At 52.2% G+C, this 15776-nt stretch carries 16 protein-coding genes; 13 read left to right on the top strand and 3 right to left on the bottom strand.

Annotated features, from left to right (window positions below; translation table 11 throughout):
* The first annotated feature begins 5 nt into the window (after nucleotides 1-5).
* The 13 genes from PMI18_RS14860 (at nucleotide 6) to PMI18_RS14920 (ending at nucleotide 12016) form a co-directional block, all read left to right on the top strand.
* The gene (locus tag PMI18_RS14860) at nucleotides 6-869 is read left to right on the top strand and encodes a polysaccharide lyase (RefSeq protein ID WP_007900865.1); all 864 of its coding nucleotides are present in this window, start codon (nucleotides 6-8) and stop codon (nucleotides 867-869) included.
* Nucleotides 870-1412 (top strand): acyltransferase, encoded by a 543-nt coding sequence (locus tag PMI18_RS14865; protein ID WP_007900863.1) that lies wholly within the window; start codon nucleotides 870-872, stop codon nucleotides 1410-1412.
* A gap of 42 nt (nucleotides 1413-1454) precedes the next feature.
* Nucleotides 1455-2429 carry a glycosyltransferase gene (locus PMI18_RS14870; protein ID WP_007900861.1) on the top strand — a complete coding sequence of 325 codons (975 nt, stop codon included), beginning with the start codon at nucleotides 1455-1457 and terminating at the stop codon, nucleotides 2427-2429.
* A 35-nt stretch (nucleotides 2430-2464) separates the two neighbouring features.
* Nucleotides 2465-2920: a polysaccharide biosynthesis protein gene (locus PMI18_RS14875; RefSeq protein ID WP_007900860.1), complete on the top strand. Its 456-nt coding sequence runs from the start codon at nucleotides 2465-2467 to the stop codon at nucleotides 2918-2920.
* Nucleotides 2921-3397 (top strand): glycosyltransferase, encoded by a 477-nt coding sequence (locus tag PMI18_RS14880; protein ID WP_007900856.1) that lies wholly within the window; start codon nucleotides 2921-2923, stop codon nucleotides 3395-3397.
* Between the two features lie 54 nt (nucleotides 3398-3451).
* Nucleotides 3452-4879, top strand: a complete 1428-nt coding sequence (locus tag PMI18_RS14885; protein ID WP_007900853.1) for a mannose-1-phosphate guanylyltransferase/mannose-6-phosphate isomerase — start codon at nucleotides 3452-3454, stop codon at nucleotides 4877-4879.
* A 12-nt stretch (nucleotides 4880-4891) separates the two neighbouring features.
* Entirely contained in the window at nucleotides 4892-6235 is a 1344-nt protein-coding gene (locus PMI18_RS14890; RefSeq protein WP_007900847.1) for a UDP-glucose dehydrogenase family protein, read from the top strand.
* Nucleotides 6236-6650: 415 nt separating this feature from the next.
* Nucleotides 6651-6923 (top strand): hypothetical protein, encoded by a 273-nt coding sequence (locus PMI18_RS14895; RefSeq protein ID WP_007900844.1) that lies wholly within the window; start codon nucleotides 6651-6653, stop codon nucleotides 6921-6923.
* Nucleotides 6924-7010: 87 nt separating this feature from the next.
* The gene (locus tag PMI18_RS14900; RefSeq protein ID WP_177319024.1) at nucleotides 7011-8123 is read left to right on the top strand and encodes a polysaccharide biosynthesis/export family protein; all 1113 of its coding nucleotides are present in this window, start codon (nucleotides 7011-7013) and stop codon (nucleotides 8121-8123) included.
* A gap of 14 nt (nucleotides 8124-8137) precedes the next feature.
* On the top strand, nucleotides 8138-8797 hold the full coding sequence (locus PMI18_RS14905; RefSeq protein WP_007900831.1) for a YjbF family lipoprotein: 660 nt from the start codon (nucleotides 8138-8140) through the stop codon (nucleotides 8795-8797).
* Nucleotides 8794-9561, top strand: a complete 768-nt coding sequence (locus PMI18_RS14910; protein ID WP_007900828.1) for a capsule biosynthesis GfcC family protein — start codon at nucleotides 8794-8796, stop codon at nucleotides 9559-9561. The genes PMI18_RS14905 and PMI18_RS14910 overlap by 4 nt, the downstream gene beginning before the upstream one ends.
* Before the next feature lie 8 nt (nucleotides 9562-9569).
* Nucleotides 9570-11660: a YjbH domain-containing protein gene (locus PMI18_RS14915; RefSeq protein WP_033036417.1), complete on the top strand. Its 2091-nt coding sequence runs from the start codon at nucleotides 9570-9572 to the stop codon at nucleotides 11658-11660.
* Nucleotides 11657-12016, top strand: coding sequence for a VanZ family protein (locus PMI18_RS14920; RefSeq protein WP_007900817.1), 360 nt, complete (start codon nucleotides 11657-11659; stop codon nucleotides 12014-12016). Before PMI18_RS14915 ends, PMI18_RS14920 begins: the two co-directional genes overlap by 4 nt.
* A gap of 410 nt (nucleotides 12017-12426) precedes the next feature.
* On the opposite strand, the gene PMI18_RS14925 is transcribed toward PMI18_RS14920, so the two are convergent.
* From PMI18_RS14925 to PMI18_RS14935, 3 genes are all read right to left on the bottom strand, one after another.
* A complete protein-coding gene (locus PMI18_RS14925) occupies nucleotides 12427-13821 on the bottom strand; it encodes an undecaprenyl-phosphate glucose phosphotransferase (RefSeq protein ID WP_007900815.1) in 1395 nt (464 codons plus the stop codon).
* A gap of 490 nt (nucleotides 13822-14311) precedes the next feature.
* Entirely contained in the window at nucleotides 14312-14980 is a 669-nt protein-coding gene (locus tag PMI18_RS14930) for a winged helix-turn-helix domain-containing protein (RefSeq protein WP_007900813.1), read from the bottom strand.
* Between the two features lie 38 nt (nucleotides 14981-15018).
* Nucleotides 15019-15771, bottom strand: coding sequence for an EAL domain-containing protein (locus PMI18_RS14935; RefSeq protein ID WP_007900811.1), 753 nt, complete (start codon nucleotides 15769-15771; stop codon nucleotides 15019-15021).
* Nucleotides 15772-15776: the final 5 nt, after the last annotated feature.

Here is a 15776-nt window from a genome sequence, read left to right as displayed (position 1 = left end):
CTGACGTGAAAAAAAAAGGCTCGACGCTACTCACTTTAGCTTTTTCTCTGCATGTGGCTACGAGCGGTGCGTCAGATGTAAAGGACAGCTGCGAGCAAAACATTGAAAACATCTATCCGTCACTTCCAGATGTTTCGCAGACGTTTACCAATCGTCAGGGCAAAGCCCAAGTACAGGACAGTATAAAAGGCAGCGCTAATTTAACCAACAAAGCCTACAGCAACGAAATCAAAGACATCAAGGTACATTATCCCGCCGGGTCGTACGATCCAGGCTCGATGGTCCGGTTGGGTTTACCCTACGGGGGAATTGAATTCAAATCCAGGCTCAAGCAACCGGGTAGAGAATGCCTGATTCTTACTTATGAATTGAAATTCGATAAAAATTTTAATTTTGTAAAAGGTGGGAAGCTTCCGGGTCTCTACGGCGGCACAGGCAATACAGGAGGGAAAATACCTAACGGCCATGATGGTTTTTCCACTCGCTACATATGGAAAGAAAATGGCGTTGGCGCAATCTATGCGTATTTACCCACCAGCAAAACATGGGGGACAGCAATAGGCTTGGGCTCCTGGACCTTTAGTGTTGGGCGATGGCACGTATTAGAGCAACTCGTAAAATTAAATACTCCGGGTCAAGCCGATGGTGTGATTTCTATTTGGTACGATAGAAAGCTGGTGCACTCTGAAACAGGACTGATATTTAGAGACACTAAAAACTTAACGATCGATGGTTTGCTGTTCTCTACTTTCTTCGGTGGAAACAATGCATCCTTCGCCACACCTGCCAGTACCAATATTCGGTTCAGGAATTTCGTGATGAGTTCACGTCGCATCGCTAATACATCAGGGCAGGGCGCAGGTAACTAGATGAAAAACTTGAAGCTTAATACCAAGAAGGTAGTGGTTGCCTTATTTAATACGGCGCTTAGCCTGGCTTTCTTTTTTAGCTTGAGACGTTCACTGCTAAGGGCAACGGGATGCCGTATTGGCACCAAAACTACTGTCCATAGAAGGGTCATTTTTTTTTCATTTGGTAAATTCTCAATAGGAAAGAACTGCACGGTAAATTACAACTGCTACATGGACAATAGGGCTGGAATCAGCATCGGCGACAACGTCAATATCTCCCACAACACAAAAATCTATACCCTGGGGCACGATATCGATGACCCCATGAGTAATACAGTCGGGAAGCCAGTTGTCATTGGGGATAACGCGTGGATCTTTCCCAATGTGATGATAATGCCAGGAGTCACAATAGGAAAAGGTGCGGTTATTTATCCCGGCAGCGTTGTCACGCGCAATATTGAAGAGTATTCGATTGCGGGAGGAAACCCGGCTAAACATATTCGGTTCAGAAATCAAAACATTCTGTACAGCGCCGACTTCCCTATTTGGTTTGCATTGTAATGCACTCAATTTTCCCGACTATCCTTTATGCAGGATTCTGAAGTGAAATCATTAATGATCGCATGGGTTGGCTATCAACGACGCGCCGACACAATGAAACAATATTGGGCGTATGACATTCTGCATCTCCCAAATAGATTCAAAAAAAAATATACACGACCATTGGATTATTTGATTAAGTCTTTTAAGACGATCAAAGCGCTTTTCGTCGGTGCGCCTGAGGTTGTTTGGGTCCAGCTACCACCGAGCCCTGTGTTGCACATAGTACTGGTCTACAAGTTTTTGGTGAACAGGCGCCTCAAGATTATCGCTGACGCACACAACAGCTTGCTGCGTAAACAGTGGATAACTTTCCCGGGGACGGTGTCTTTACTCAACAAAATCGATGCTGTTGTAGTTCACAACTTCAAAGTCAAAGAAGAGTTATCTCACGCAGGCGTTAACGCAGAAAATATTTTCATCCTTGAAGATTTGCCATGTGATTTTAAAGCCTCGCCCGCCAGTGATCATCAGACACCCTATGTGCTTTTTCCTTGTTCCTTTGATATCGACGAACCGATAGAAGTCGTTATTAACGCAGCCAGGGAAATGCCACATATAAACTTTCTTATTACAGGGAAGCATGAGGGCAAGTTATCGGAGGCGCTCATAGAGTCGATGCCAGCCAATATCAAGCTTACGGGTTTTCTGAGCAAAGTGATTTTTGAACAACTGCTGTGCAGCGCGAATGTCGTTCTCGGTCTGACAACGCGCGACAACGTCCAATTGAGTGTGGCCAACGAAGCGGTCAGTGCCGGCAGGCCGATGGCACTCTCGAACACGACGGTACTGCGATCATTATTTTCGGACGCGGCCGTATTTGTTGAGACATTAGACCCCCTGTCAATAAAATTCGGGGTATCTCAACTCATCGAAAATGAAGAAATCTACAAAGAAAAATCAGCCCTGTTAAAAGCCAAGCGAATAACACGCTGGAAGGGCCAGGCGGAGTTATTAAGAACAGCCGTTACCATCTAATGATGTCTATTAATCCTGACAGGAAGGGAACCGTCATGAGTCAATCGTATGATGTTTTACTGATTTGTTCCGGAGGTGGGCACTGGGTACAGATGAGCAAACTGCTTCCTGCTTTTGACGGCCAAAAGGTTAACATTGCCACCGTCGATATCAGCGTTCACTCACAGTATCCACTTCACGATTTTGTTAAAGTCCCAGACTTTAATAGAAATGAACCCTTGAAGATTATTAAGGGCTTCTATCAGATCTTCAATATCGTTTACCGCAGCAAAGCAAAATACGTCATCTCTACGGGTGCAGCACCGGGTCTGCTGGGTTTGATCACTGCAAAGATCATGGGAAAAAAAACGCTCTGGATTGATAGCATTGCCAATCCCAAGAAGATCTCTCTGTCCGGCAGAATCGCTTCTTACTTTGTAGATGAATTGCTCACGCAGTGGCCCAGTCTTTCGGAAAACAGCAGGGCTCAATATAAAGGGAGGATTGTATAAATGATATTCTGCAGCGTTGGCACTCAAGCACCGTTTGAGAGAATGCTCAGCTATTTAAGTGAATGGAGTCATGCAAATCCTCATGTCCCTATTGTTGCCCAAGTTGGCGATAACGAAAAGGACTTGGGCCGCATTACCGCGTTCAAGACAATAGCCGAACCTCTGTTTTCCAAAAATTTCAACACATCGGCAGTCGTCGTCTCTCATGCGGGCATGGGTAATATCATTCGCTCGCTTGAACTGGGAAAACCAATAGTTATCGTGCCTCGGGATAGCAGCCGTGGTGAGCACATTAATAACCATCAGTACGACACTGTCGAGAATTTTTCGAGCTTTCCGTCTGTTTTCATTGCCTATGATAAAGATGATTTTTTTTCGGCTATCGATTCAGCGCTCAATTACAGTAATGCAGAGAGCTCGCTGGACTTTACGGAGAGAGATCGTTTAATCAATTATATAAAGTCGTTCACGTCTTAAGCCTTCGCTGTTTGCCGGCACTCTCTCATCACCTTTAATCATTGAGTAATCGCTATGATCCCAGTTATTTTATCTGGCGGCTCAGGCACGCGCCTGTGGCCGCTTTCAAGATCTCTCAAACCAAAACAATTTATATCGATACATGGTGATTTGAGCTTGTTTCAAGCCACTTTAGATCGAGTAAAAAATCTATCTACAGAGGGGGAGAGCTTAAGTCCTCCGATAATAGTTTGTAATGAAGATCATCGTTTCATCGTGGCTGAGCAAAGCAGATCTCTGGATATAAAGCCGCAAAAAATACTATTGGAACCCGCTGCACGAAATACCGCTCCCGCTATAGCGGCCGCGACACTGGCAGCCTTGGAGGACGGAGATGATCCTATCCTTTTGGTATTAGCCGCAGACCATGTCATCACCGACATTAACGCTTTTAAAGCTTCCCTTGCGCTGGCCAAGGTAGAAGTCAACAAGGGGCGAATTGTCACCTTCGGCGTTGTACCCACTAAGCCAGAGACCGGTTACGGTTATATCCGTACGCGAATTGACACTGCCGAAGGCGCTGCGCACGTCGAAGCTTTCGTAGAAAAGCCCGACCTGGAAACAGCACAAAGCTACCTTGCCCAAGGAAACTATTTCTGGAATAGCGGAATGTTTATGTTCCGCGCCTCTGTCATGAAGTCTGAACTGGAACGCTTGAGCCCTGACATCATTGTCGCCGCCGAACTTTCTCTCTCCAACGCTGCGCATGACCATGACTTCACACGGCTCAATCAGGTTGACTTCGTGAACGCGCCCAATGTGTCAATTGATTATGCGGTCATGGAGAAAACCAACATTGCGTCAGTCGTTATCCTCAACTCCAGTTGGAGCGATCTTGGTGCATGGGATTCGGTTTGGGAAGCAGGCCCGAAAGATGAAAATGAAAACTGTATACAAGGGGATGTATTGCTGCATGGCGTTACCAATAGTTATGTCCACTCCAGCCATCGTCTGGTCACTGTTCTAGGTATAAGTGATGTCGTTGTCGTCGAGACTTCGGACGCGATATTGGTGACGACCAAGGAACACTCTCAAGACGTCAAGAAAATAGTGTCTGAACTCACTAAAAATAATCGAGTCGAGGGCGCTAGCCATCGTGAAGTCTATAGACCCTGGGGGAAATATGACTCAGTGGACCAAGGTCATAGATACCAAGTGAAGCGAATCACCGTCAAGCCAGGGCATAAACTTTCTGTTCAACTTCACCATCATCGGGCAGAACACTGGATCGTGGTATCAGGTACTGCAAATGTTCAAATCGGTGACAAACAAGTATTACTGAGCGAGAACCAATCCACCTACATACCCATTGGGGTTGTGCACTCCCTTGAAAATCCAGGGCGTATCCCCCTTGAGTTGATAGAAGTTCAATCAGGTTCCTACCTTGGCGAAGATGACATCGTTCGTTTTGAAGATCGTTATGGCCGCCTCGAGCTCGTTTAAAGGAGTATTAAAATGAATGTTACTGTTTTTGGAATAGGCTATGTGGGCCTGGTACAGGCGGCTGTACTTGCTGACGCAGGGCATGACGTATGTTGCGTTGACGTCGACGCTATTAAAGTCGAGAACCTGAAGAGCGGGATTATTCCTATCTATGAGCCTGGATTAAGTGCTCTCGTAGAAAAATGCCATGAAGCAGGGCGTTTACACTTCACCACCGATGCAGCACGCGGCGTGCATCATGGTGACATCCAATTTATTGCAGTGGGCACGCCTCCAGACGACGATGGCAGCGCTGATATAAAATACGTGTTATCTGTTGCCGCGACCATCGCGCTCCACATGACGGAGACTAAAATTATTGTTAACAAGTCTACTGTGCCTGTCGGTACCGCAGATAAAGTAAGAGTGAAAGTTTCCGACGTATTGAAGTCTCGAGGCCTTGAAGTGGAGTTTCATGTTATCTCGAACCCCGAGTTTCTGAAGGAAGGTTCTGCGGTAGCAGACTGCACTCGTCCCGATAGAATTATCATAGGAAGTGATAGTAGTTACGCCGTGGACCGGATGAGGGAGCTCTATGAGCCTTTCAACAGAAACCATGAAAAAATAATCACAATGGACATCAGAAGTGCCGAGCTGACGAAGTATGCGGCTAATTGTCTATTGGCAACAAAAATTTCATTCATGAATGAAATGGCTAATTTCGCCGAACGATTGGGCGCAGACATTGAGGCCGTTCGTAAGGGCATTGGCTCTGATCCAAGAATTGGTTACGATTTTATCTACCCTGGCTGCGGCTATGGCGGCTCCTGCTTCCCAAAAGATGTACAAGCCCTGGAGCGCACCGCGTCGTCGATCGGCTATAAAGCAACGCTTTTGTCAGCTGTCGAGGAAGTCAACAGACGGCAAAAGGAACACCTATTCGACCATATCCAACATCACTTCGATGGGCAGTTGGAGGGAAAAACATTTGCGATTTGGGGCTTGGCTTTCAAACCCAATACCGATGATATGCGAGAAGCATCAAGCCGTGTCTTGATTGAACAGTTGCGTAGTGTTGGTGCCAGAATGCAAGCCTTCGACCCCGAAGCTATGGCCGAAACACAACGAATTTATGGAATGAAAGAAGACTTGCTTTTAATGGGTACCAAAGAAGCCGCGCTTCAAGGCGCTGATGCTTTAATTATTGTGACAGAATGGCGCGAATTCAAAGCCCCTGACCTGGACTTGATAAAGGAAAAACTGAGTACTCCTGTCATATTTGATGGCCGTAACATATTTGATCCTCCGCGCATGAAAGCTAATGGATTCGACTATTATGGTATAGGCCGTGGGCTATCGGTAAGGCCAGTCATTTAAAGCTGTCCAGGCCACTGAAAACACCATAGTCGCTCTTCCGTACTTGTCTGTGTCCTGGAATGAACAAGTCCAGTGGTCAAAAGGCTGGATAATGCTGACCATTATTAACAATGCTTCAGCACGCCGGAAGGTTCGCGCTCAACGATGAGCGTTGAAAAACGGCTAACGTTCAGCTAACTCCCAGGAACATCCGTCAAAATTGCATCCTGACTTGGTTTGGAGGTGATTTGCGCAGGCTTTTTGGCGAATGTTGGCCACTGGTTTAAGTTATCGACGAGTGAGATGATTCTGAGGAGGCTACGTGCGTGATCCGACAAGATCTTTCTGCAGTTGTCATTGCCTCTTCATCTCCGTTCCATCCCTGCTCCCTTATTATAGAGTTCTATAAGGGGTTAATATCGAGAAGGAGTCTGATATGAAGAAATTACTTTTAGCCGGCTTGCTGGCTGTCATGAGTACCGCGGCGTTGGCAGCGGATGAACCGGTGAGCGATACGGTGAGCGCAAGCGAGCCACTGTCGTTGAACACCCCGCTGGTCGGGGGTGTGACTGTCGCCGAAACCGTGGTGATTGGCGCGGCTGTTGTCGGCGCTGCAGTGGCCGCTTCAAACTCTGGGGGCAGCTCCAATGGCGGCACCTCTGGAACGGGCGGCACCACCGGTACGGGTGGTACGACTGGTACCAACTAATACCCCGCGAAGTGTGTTGTACAAGATCACTCAGAACTTTCTGGGTGATCTTGTTTTAGACTTGCCCTCGACTAGCGTAGTGCCATTATGATCCGTAGGTTTTCTGTTGTTATGCTGGCAAGTATCAGCTTGTCCGGCTGTATGTTTTCGCCTGGTCAACACATGGACACCAGTCAAATGGTGAGTGACGGTTCTCCGGAGAGTAGCCGGGTGGAACTTATTCCCATCACCCCTAAATTGATTGCCATGGATGCCGCCACACGCGTACGCGAATCGGTCCCCCCGGAGTTGTTGTCTTATACTTCGGGCGGTTATCGCGTGGGTGCCAACGACCTGTTGTTTATTACGGTCTGGGATCACCCGGAGTTGACGGCGCCTTCCGGGCCGCAACAGCAAATCGATGCCAACGGTCGTCTGGTGCGCCCGGACGGCACGCTGTTTTATCCCTATATCGGTAATATTCCGGCCGCCGGTAAAACCATTGAAGAGTTGCGGGCCTATATCGCCGAGCGCTTGTCGCAATTTGTCGAAAGCCCTCAGGTCGACGTCAGCGTATTGCGCTTCGCCAGCCAGACCGTGGTGATTTCCGGAGCGGTGATCAAAGCCGGTCAGCAGCCGATCACCACCACCCCGTTGAGTGTGGTGGAGGCCATTGGCGCGGCCGGTGTGGACCCGACGAATGCAGACCTGTCAGGCCTGACGCTGACCCGTGACGGGCGCGAGTACAGGCTGGATCTGGATACCCTCAATCGCCAGGACTCACAGCTGCAGGGCGTCTACCTCAAGGGTGGCGACCGGCTGTACCTGCCTTATAACGATCTCAAGCGGATCTATGTCATGGGTGAGGTCAATCAGCCCCGCGCGCTGAGCTTCAAGAGCAAATCGATCAACCTGACCGATGCCTTGGGCACTGTGGGGGGCTTGAACCAGACCACCTCCAACGGCAATGCGGTGTACGTGATTCGCGGTGCGGACAACCTGGAAACCGAACCGGCCAAGGTGTTCCAGCTCGATGCAGAATCGCCTTCCGCTTTGGTGCTGGCCACCCGTTTCGACTTGCAACCGCAAGACATCGTCTATGTCGGCCCGGCCGGCGTGACGCGCTGGAACCGTCTGATTACCCAGCTCCTGCCTACCGCCAGTGTCCTCGGGACCGGTGCCAGCTCAGTTAACGACCTCAGCGAAGCCAACAGCAGATAAGGCTCTATCCCGCCGTGAAAATTTTGCCTACCTGCGCCGGTCTGACGATGGCGCTCTTGCTGTGCGGGTGCAACCCGTTGATGAGAGCCTCCTGGAACACCCTCGAATCCTCCGTCTCAGGACCTGCCTCCATCAATTTGACCCGCGCTCAGGTCGACGCCGTGCCGTATCCGCAGATCCTGGTCACCACCACCTCCAGCGAGGGGGTGATGGCCATGGCCCGCCGGCGGGGCGACCTGCAGTTCTGGGTCGCTTCCGGCAAGCAAGTACTGATGATGCGCGACGGTCTGGTGGTACGCACCGTCGGGCTCGGCGTTTCACTGGATGGCACTCGCTTCAGTGATGAGTCGCCGTTCAAGCGCGGCCTTCAGCATTTACCCGACGGTTACACCAGTACGCGCTGGGTCGACATCTATGACGGCAACCGCATCGGTATCGCCGTCAACAGCCGTTTCAGCACCCACGACATCGAGACCATTCGCATTCTGGACAAGGATTACGCCTTGCTGCGCATCGACGAGCAGGTGGATGTACCCACCCTGAAATTCCGCGCCACCAACCGCTACTGGGTCGACCCCCAGGACGGCTTCATCCTGCGCAGCGAGCAGCACCTGACACCGCAGCTGTTCCTGAAGATCGTGCAGGTACGCCCTGATCGGGGGGCCGCCCGGTGAAGTGTTCGAACCTTGTGTTGCTGGGCTTGTTTTTGATGGGGCCAGGCGTGGGCCAGGCAGCCGTGACAGTCAGCGGTGATGTGCGCAGTGCCGGTCCCATCGACGTCAAACCCGGTGCACGTTTGATGGACGTCATTCGAGGCGCCCAACCCAACCCCGAAAGTTACTGGCTGGGTGCTGCGTGGCTGCATCGCTCGTTAGAGGATCAGCAAGCGCGTTTGAAGGCAGGCGTCCTGTTCGATCTGAAACTGCTGCAACGGGGTGCCCTGCTGGATGGCAAGGACACGCGAGCAGATTTGAGTGCGCGCCTGTATGAGCAGATCGAGCGACTGCCGGTCACCGGGCGCCAGGTTGCAGTGCTCGACCCGATCGCCGTGGAAGTGGGCTTCGCCCGCAACGCGTTGCTGGATGATGGTGACCGTCTTGTTTATCCCGTACGGCCGTCCACCGTGGAAATCCTCGGGGCAGTCGCGCAGCCCTGTCATGTGCCTTACCGCGCCCTGCAGGAAGTCCGTGTCTACGTGCGGGACTGCCCCATCCTCAACGACGCCGAGCGCGATTACCTGTGGCTGATCCAGCCCGACGGCCAGGTCAGGCGCGTGGGTGTGGCGGCATGGAATCGCGAGGATGGCATCGTGGCTGCTCCTGGCAGCAGGATCCTGGTGCCGATCAGGAGCGATGACCTCGAGATGCCGACCCCAGAGCTCAATCAACAACTGGCCGAGTTTCTCGCCACTCAACCCTTGGCTGAGGTGGCCCCTTGAAGTGCCCGTTGACGTTACGTTTTGCTGCTGTATTGATCTTGCCCTGCGGAATGGTCCACGGTGAACCGCGTTATACCCAAAGTGATTTTGGTGGCGTCGGTCTGTTACAGACCCCCACCGCGCGCATGGCCCCCGCGGGGGAGTTGAGCGCCACGGCCAGTCGTACCGATCCTTACACCCGCTACAGTTTTTCCTTGCAACCGCTCGATTGGCTGGAGGGCTCGTTTCGTTACACCGCGATCACCAACCGCAAGTACGGCACCGAAGAGTTGAGCGGTGATCAGAGTTTCAAAGACAAGGCCATCGACATCAAGGCGCGGCTTTGGGAAGAAAGTCACTGGGCACCGCAGGTCGCCGTTGGTGCACGGGACATCGGCGGTACCGGACTGTTTTCCAGCGAGTATTTCGTCGCCAACAAACGCTATGGCGACCTGGATTTCAGCCTCGGCATTGCCTGGGGCTATCTGGGTAATCGAGGGGATTTCAGCAACCCGTTGTCGGTCTTCGGCAGCAAGTTCAACGACCGGCCAGAGAGCTCTGCGGTTGTCGCCAGGGCAGGGGACGTGAACACCAACGCGTATTTCAGAGGCCACCCTTCGTTGTTTGGCGGGGTTGCCTACCAAACGCCGTGGGCACCGCTGAGCCTGAAGATCGAGTACGAAGGCAACGATTACAAGAATGAGCCACTGGACAACTCGATCAAGCAAGACCTGCCGATCAACATCGGCGTGGTCTACAAGCTTGCGGACAGTGTCGATTTGAGTGCTGGCTGGGAGCGTGGCAATACGGCGATGTTCGGTATCACCCTGCACACCAACTTTGTCAGCCGCAAGGCACCGGCCAAGACGTACGACCCTCCCGCCGAGCCGTTGCCGGCGCAGGAGCCGACGACCCCGACTGACCAGGTCAACTGGGCCGATGTCTCCAACCGGCTGCAGCAAAATGCCGGCTACAAGGTGAAACGCATCACCCAACGTGGCTCGGAGCTGATGGTGTATGGCGAGCAGTCCCGCTATTTTTATTCGGCCAAGTCCGTCGGGCGGGCCAGTCGGATTCTCGATAACAGCGTCAATCAGGACATCGACTGGTTCACCCTGGTGAACCAGCGTTATGACATGTCCATCGAGGAAACCAGCGTGCCGCGGGAAACGTTCCGCGCGGTCGTGAACAATGATCAGCCACTGAAAGATCTGCACCGTACGACAGAGGTCAATCCAGCGACTGCGCACCGCGAAACCACGCTTTATACCCAGGCGCTGGAACCGTTCAGTTACGGCCTCGGCGTAGGCTACAAACAGAACATCGGCGGCCCCGACGGACTGATCTATCAGTTCACCGCCGATGCCGACGCGGAGTACCGTTTCACCCGAAATACCTGGTGGAGCGGCTTGCTCAGCGCCAACCTGCTGAACAACTACGACAAGTTCACCTACGACGCGCCGAGCGGGCTGCCGCGAGTGCGCACTGATCTGCGCCAATACATGACCACCTCCGATGTGATGATGCCGACGTTCCAGTTCAACCATGCGGCGCAGCTGGATCGGGATTGGTACGGGATGGTCTACGGCGGCTATCTGGAATCCATGTTCGCCGGCGTCGGCAGTGAAGTGCTGTATCGACCCACCGGGAAACGCTGGTCGGTGGGCGCAGACCTGAACTTCGTGCGTCAGCGGGACTATGATCAGGGCTTCGGCCTGCGTGATTACAAGACCGTGACGGGCCACGTCACCAGCTATACTGAACTGCCCAACGACATGCTTGCAGCGGTCAGTGTCGGGCGTTATCTGGCGCGGGACTGGGGCACCACCGTCGACTTGTCGCGGGTGTTCAAGAACGGCGTGAAGTTTGGCGCCTGGGTCACTCTGACGAGCGCGTCGAAGGAGGAGTATGGCGAGGGCAGCTTCGACAAAGGGATCTATGTTTCCATCCCGTTCGACGAGTTGATGAGTACCTCCACCATGCGTCGGGCCAACATCGTCTGGGCGCCACTGACCCGCGATGGTGGTGCACGCCTGAGCCGAGCTTACTCGCTGCAAACCATGACCGACGGACGTGACAGCGATTTGTTCTACAACAACTTCGAGAAAATTACCGAATGATCACGTGGCTCAAAGGCTTGGTTGAGTTGCCGTTCTGGTTCCGGGGCCTGGTCTTTGCCTCGGTGACGGTGATTCTGCTGTTCGCGGGTTTGCGCTCCCAGCCGATCCCGGAGCTGTTCGTCGAAGAGGACAAGCTCCATCACTGGATCGGCTTTCTGGTATTTGCGTGCAGCTGCCGCCTGGCCTTTCCCAATGTGAAGTTTCGCTGGATCGCCGTGGGGTGTTTGCTCACCGGCGTGCTCATCGAGGCCGCTCAAGGTTTGATGCCGCTGCGCACGGCTTCGCCCTACGACATGCTGGCAAATACTATCGGCGTGTCGATGGGGTTATTGATTTCAAGGTACTGGGTACGCTGAATAGGCGCGAAATACTTGGTCGTCTACCGGCATGCTGTCACTGTTGATCCTCGCTATCCCCCTCCAGCAACACCTCTCTTGCCATCCGGCACACGTCAGTCAATTAATCCGTAATCAGTAGCAGCTGTCGAGCCTGCGAGGCTGCGTTCGGCTGCGCAGCGGCCGTGAATCCGGCTGACGCGGTTTGCCTGATGCACAGTAAGTTCTGGCTTGACGACGGCTTCGCCGCCGAACGCAGTCTCGCAGGCTCGGCAGCTGCTACGGTGAACGCAGCCTTCGGCAGTTGCTACAAAAAAAGAGGGCGAATGGGATGAGGCGGGGAGAAGGGCGGGCAGTCAGAGATCTGACTGCCCGGTTTGAGGCCTTGTTAGCTACAAGCTGAAGAACAGGCGGGGAGTGAATCTCAGCGGTTAATAGATGTCCTTGGAAAACAGCGTGAAGGGGGTCTTGATCAGGATCTTGATGTCGAGCCACAACGACCAGTTGTTGATGTAGTTGAGGTCGATCTCCACACGCTTCTGCATCTTGTCGAGGGTCTCGGTTTCGCCACGGCAGCCGCTGATCTGGGCCAGCCCGGTGATGCCCGGTTTGATTCGATGGCGGGCCATGTAAGCCTGAATCTTGCCGGTGTAGTAGTCGTTATGGGCGATCGCATGGGGCCGCGGCCCGACGAGCGCCATATGGCCTTGCAGCACGTTGAAGAACTGCGGCAGTTCATCGATGGAGGTGCGTCGTATGAAGCGGCCGACCGGAGTAATGCGCGGGTCTTCACGACCGGCCTGGCGGACCTGATGATCGTCGTGCAGGCGCATGGAGCGGAACTTCCAGACCTTGATGATCTTGCCGTTCCAGCCATGGCGCTCCTGTTTGAAGATAATCGGGCCCGGGGAGGAGATCTTCACCGCGACAGCGATTATCAGAAGCAGCGGACTGAAGCCGATCAGCGCCAGGGCGGCGAGGCTTCGGTCCAGCAATGTTTTGCTCAGCGCCGCTGTCGGGTAACTGGTCAGCGGGCTTTCATTGAGGTGGATGGCAGGCAGGCCATCCAGTTCGCTGACGGAGTGATTGAGCAATGTCATGCTGCCCAGGTCGGGAACCCAGACCACATCGACATTGGAGTCGAGAAGGTCGATATACAGCGCTTCGACTTGTTTGGCTTCGCTCAAGGGCAGTGCGATGTATAACCGCCGGACATCGTGCACCCGGATCAGCTCGCGCAGTTCCTGCAACTGACCCACGATTCTGTGGGCATTGACGTTGGTAGACAATTCGTTGGGTTTTGAGCTGATCAGGCCGACCAGCGGCGGATATTCGGTTTTGGCCAGTTTGTCTGCCAGGTTCACTGCCAGTTGGTCAGTGCCGATAATCAGGGTGTTGTTTTGGCTGTGCAATTGCCGATGGTAGTGCCTGGAAAAACTGTGCAAAGGCAGGTACAGCAAGGCCTGTACACAATAACCGGCCAAAGCCCAGACCAGGATAATCTCCCGGGAGAACAATTCGCTGGTTTTGCTGATAAAGCCGATGGTGGTCAGTCCGGTCAGCGTCAGCAGCCACCCCAGCAGCAGTCGACCCAGGCCGGTGAGGTAACCATGCTGTTTGTGATAAACCAGCAGCAGGGAGTAGGAGGGGACCGAACCCAGGAAAGTAAGCACCGCCAACACACGATAATGGGCCTCTATTTCTCCTGTCTGGTAGAGCGCCAGAGCAAATAACAGTACGTTGACCGAAGTGATGGCAATTATCCATTGCCCCCAGAAAGTCAGTCCTTTGGATATGCTGTTTCGATTAATACGATTATGTACCATCGCGGTGTCCCTCGGGCCTGCGCCACGTTGTGTATCAGTCGACGGTTAATAAATGGCAGCCACGCACAAAGGCTGAGCGAACGCGGTTCAGTCAGAAGTTGTTTTTATTATTAGAAGGGAATAACGCGGGCTTATGGGTGGCCATCCTGGCGTTGTTTTCAAGTCAGCTGATACGGTTGTCTCAGTGTCAGGTTTTATACTAGTACCTAAATCTTCGTGTGTGTCTGACGAATTATAACGACCACTCTTTCGGAGCCCTTGTTATAAAAGGTCGTGCTCTTTTGTTAGGAGGATATCGTTCAATCGTCTATATAATTGCAGCATTCGATAAACGTTTGTCGGGTAGGCGAGGGGTGAAGCGGATCGAGCGCCATAGAAGAGTTTATAGCGATAGTCGAGATAGGCAGTGCAAGGAGGCAGGTGATGGGTGTGGGTATATCAAGTGGGGCGGAGAATCGCGTTTATTGTTATTGTTTTTGCGATTTCTCGCTCAGTAAGCGACTCTTATCCTTTGTGCAAGGCAGTAGCCCCGGTTTCTAACCGAGCGGACCAGCCGTTCTCCATTGGCTGCCGTCTTGAACTTTTTCTGCAATCGGCTCAGGCACATTTCAAGGCCGCTATATTGTTCCGGGTCTTTATCGATGCGTAGAATAAGATCGTTTTTGCTGAGTACCCGCCGATCGCTGAGGACCAGTTGAGTGAGCATTAACGATTCGGTACCGGTCAATGGAATAGTGATATCTTCCTTGACCAATGTTCGATCGTCAGCATTGAACCACCAGATATCAGGGTTGCCCTGAGACTCTTTAACCCGACTGACCGCCGAGATGAACTCTTCGTCGGCCACTGGTTTCTTGAGAAAGCCATCAACACCGAAGTGCGAAAAGTGATGGAGTTCCGAAGGTTCAGAGTTGGGTGTTATGAGGATGATTTCCGCATCTTTTTGATTTTTACGGATGAAACTGACATCGCTCAGCGATATGTCCGCCTGATCGAGCAGGATGTGCGTGAATCGACTCTTTCGGATGCGTTCGCTGCTGAGTTTACCTGACTCGATTTCAAAGGATAAATACAGGCGTTGTGCGAGGAGCGATTCTATCGCTTGTCGTGCCAGTTGGTCGCGGGTGAAAATCAGAAAGCTGTTATTCGGCGTATTCACAATAAGGTTCCTTCCTAGTCTGGTGAAGTTTTCAAAACTTAAATAAGCTCGGTGGGTGAGTAGTACCTCCCCTGGAAAAAGTCGAAGGGCATGCTGCGAGCCAGTGTGTGTAGTGCTTTGTGCTCCACGCGGTCCGCCACGAATTTGATCTTGCTGTCATGGATCATGCCGCTCAGGCAGTCGTAAGACCTGTTGAAAAAGTCCTGGCTGTTTTCGACCATGATGTCGAAATTGGATTTGGTCAGGTCCACTTTTATGTAATCGAACAGCGCCAGGCTGATCAGTTTTTCGGTACTGTCGTCGCTTAAATCATAGCCATCGAACGCGATCTCGATCCCATTGTCTTTTAATAGGTGGATGTGATTGATAATGGTTCTTTTTTCTTTCAGGTTGAACGACAGGAGCGAACTGCTGTTAATGCTGGGGATCAGCTGTTGCTCATGCTTTTTGAGTATCGCTTGAGCATCGTTCATTTCCTTGATAAACGCTTTATCCAATAAAGCAGATTGATTCATGGTCACGAACAGTTTGTTTGGCACCGGTGCATGGGAAGGCGTGGCCTCAATCTGCGAGAGGGCATTCAATTGGATCCGAGTCAGGACTTCGTAATAAGTCGCCAGTGGATGATCGGAATGCAGTTGTTGATACCCCTTGTTCAGGGGGGTCTCCTGCTTGGTCGCCTTGGCATAAATTTCGCTGCCGAACAGTTCATCGTTCCGTTTCAGAATCGATTGCCTGAAGAACACCAATGCGAAGTTTTCGTGCACTATAGCTTGCCTGCTGGGCTCCATTACCT

Origin of the sequence: Pseudomonas sp. GM102 (assembly GCF_000282555.1) — a bacterium.
Lineage (GTDB): Bacteria > Pseudomonadota > Gammaproteobacteria > Pseudomonadales > Pseudomonadaceae > Aquipseudomonas.
Note: the sequence above shows the minus strand (reverse complement) of the source record. Positions and strands in the feature narration are given on the sequence as shown.

Coding starts and splice junctions, on each gene's coding strand:
- PMI18_RS14865 (WP_007900863.1), top strand. CDS start 870: ATGAAAAACTTGAAGCTTAATACCAAGAAGGTAGTGGTTGCCTTATTT.
- PMI18_RS14875 (WP_007900860.1), top strand. CDS start 2,465: ATGAGTCAATCGTATGATGTTTTACTGATTTGTTCCGGAGGTGGGCAC.
- PMI18_RS14880 (WP_007900856.1), top strand. CDS start 2,921: ATGATATTCTGCAGCGTTGGCACTCAAGCACCGTTTGAGAGAATGCTC.
- PMI18_RS14885 (WP_007900853.1), top strand. CDS start 3,452: ATGATCCCAGTTATTTTATCTGGCGGCTCAGGCACGCGCCTGTGGCCG.
- PMI18_RS14890 (WP_007900847.1), top strand. CDS start 4,892: ATGAATGTTACTGTTTTTGGAATAGGCTATGTGGGCCTGGTACAGGCG.
- PMI18_RS14895 (WP_007900844.1), top strand. CDS start 6,651: ATGAAGAAATTACTTTTAGCCGGCTTGCTGGCTGTCATGAGTACCGCG.
- PMI18_RS14900 (WP_177319024.1), top strand. CDS start 7,011: ATGATCCGTAGGTTTTCTGTTGTTATGCTGGCAAGTATCAGCTTGTCC.
- PMI18_RS14920 (WP_007900817.1), top strand. CDS start 11,657: ATGATCACGTGGCTCAAAGGCTTGGTTGAGTTGCCGTTCTGGTTCCGG.
- PMI18_RS14925 (WP_007900815.1), bottom strand. CDS start 13,821: ATGGTACATAATCGTATTAATCGAAACAGCATATCCAAAGGACTGACT.
- PMI18_RS14935 (WP_007900811.1), bottom strand. CDS start 15,771: ATGGAGCCCAGCAGGCAAGCTATAGTGCACGAAAACTTCGCATTGGTG.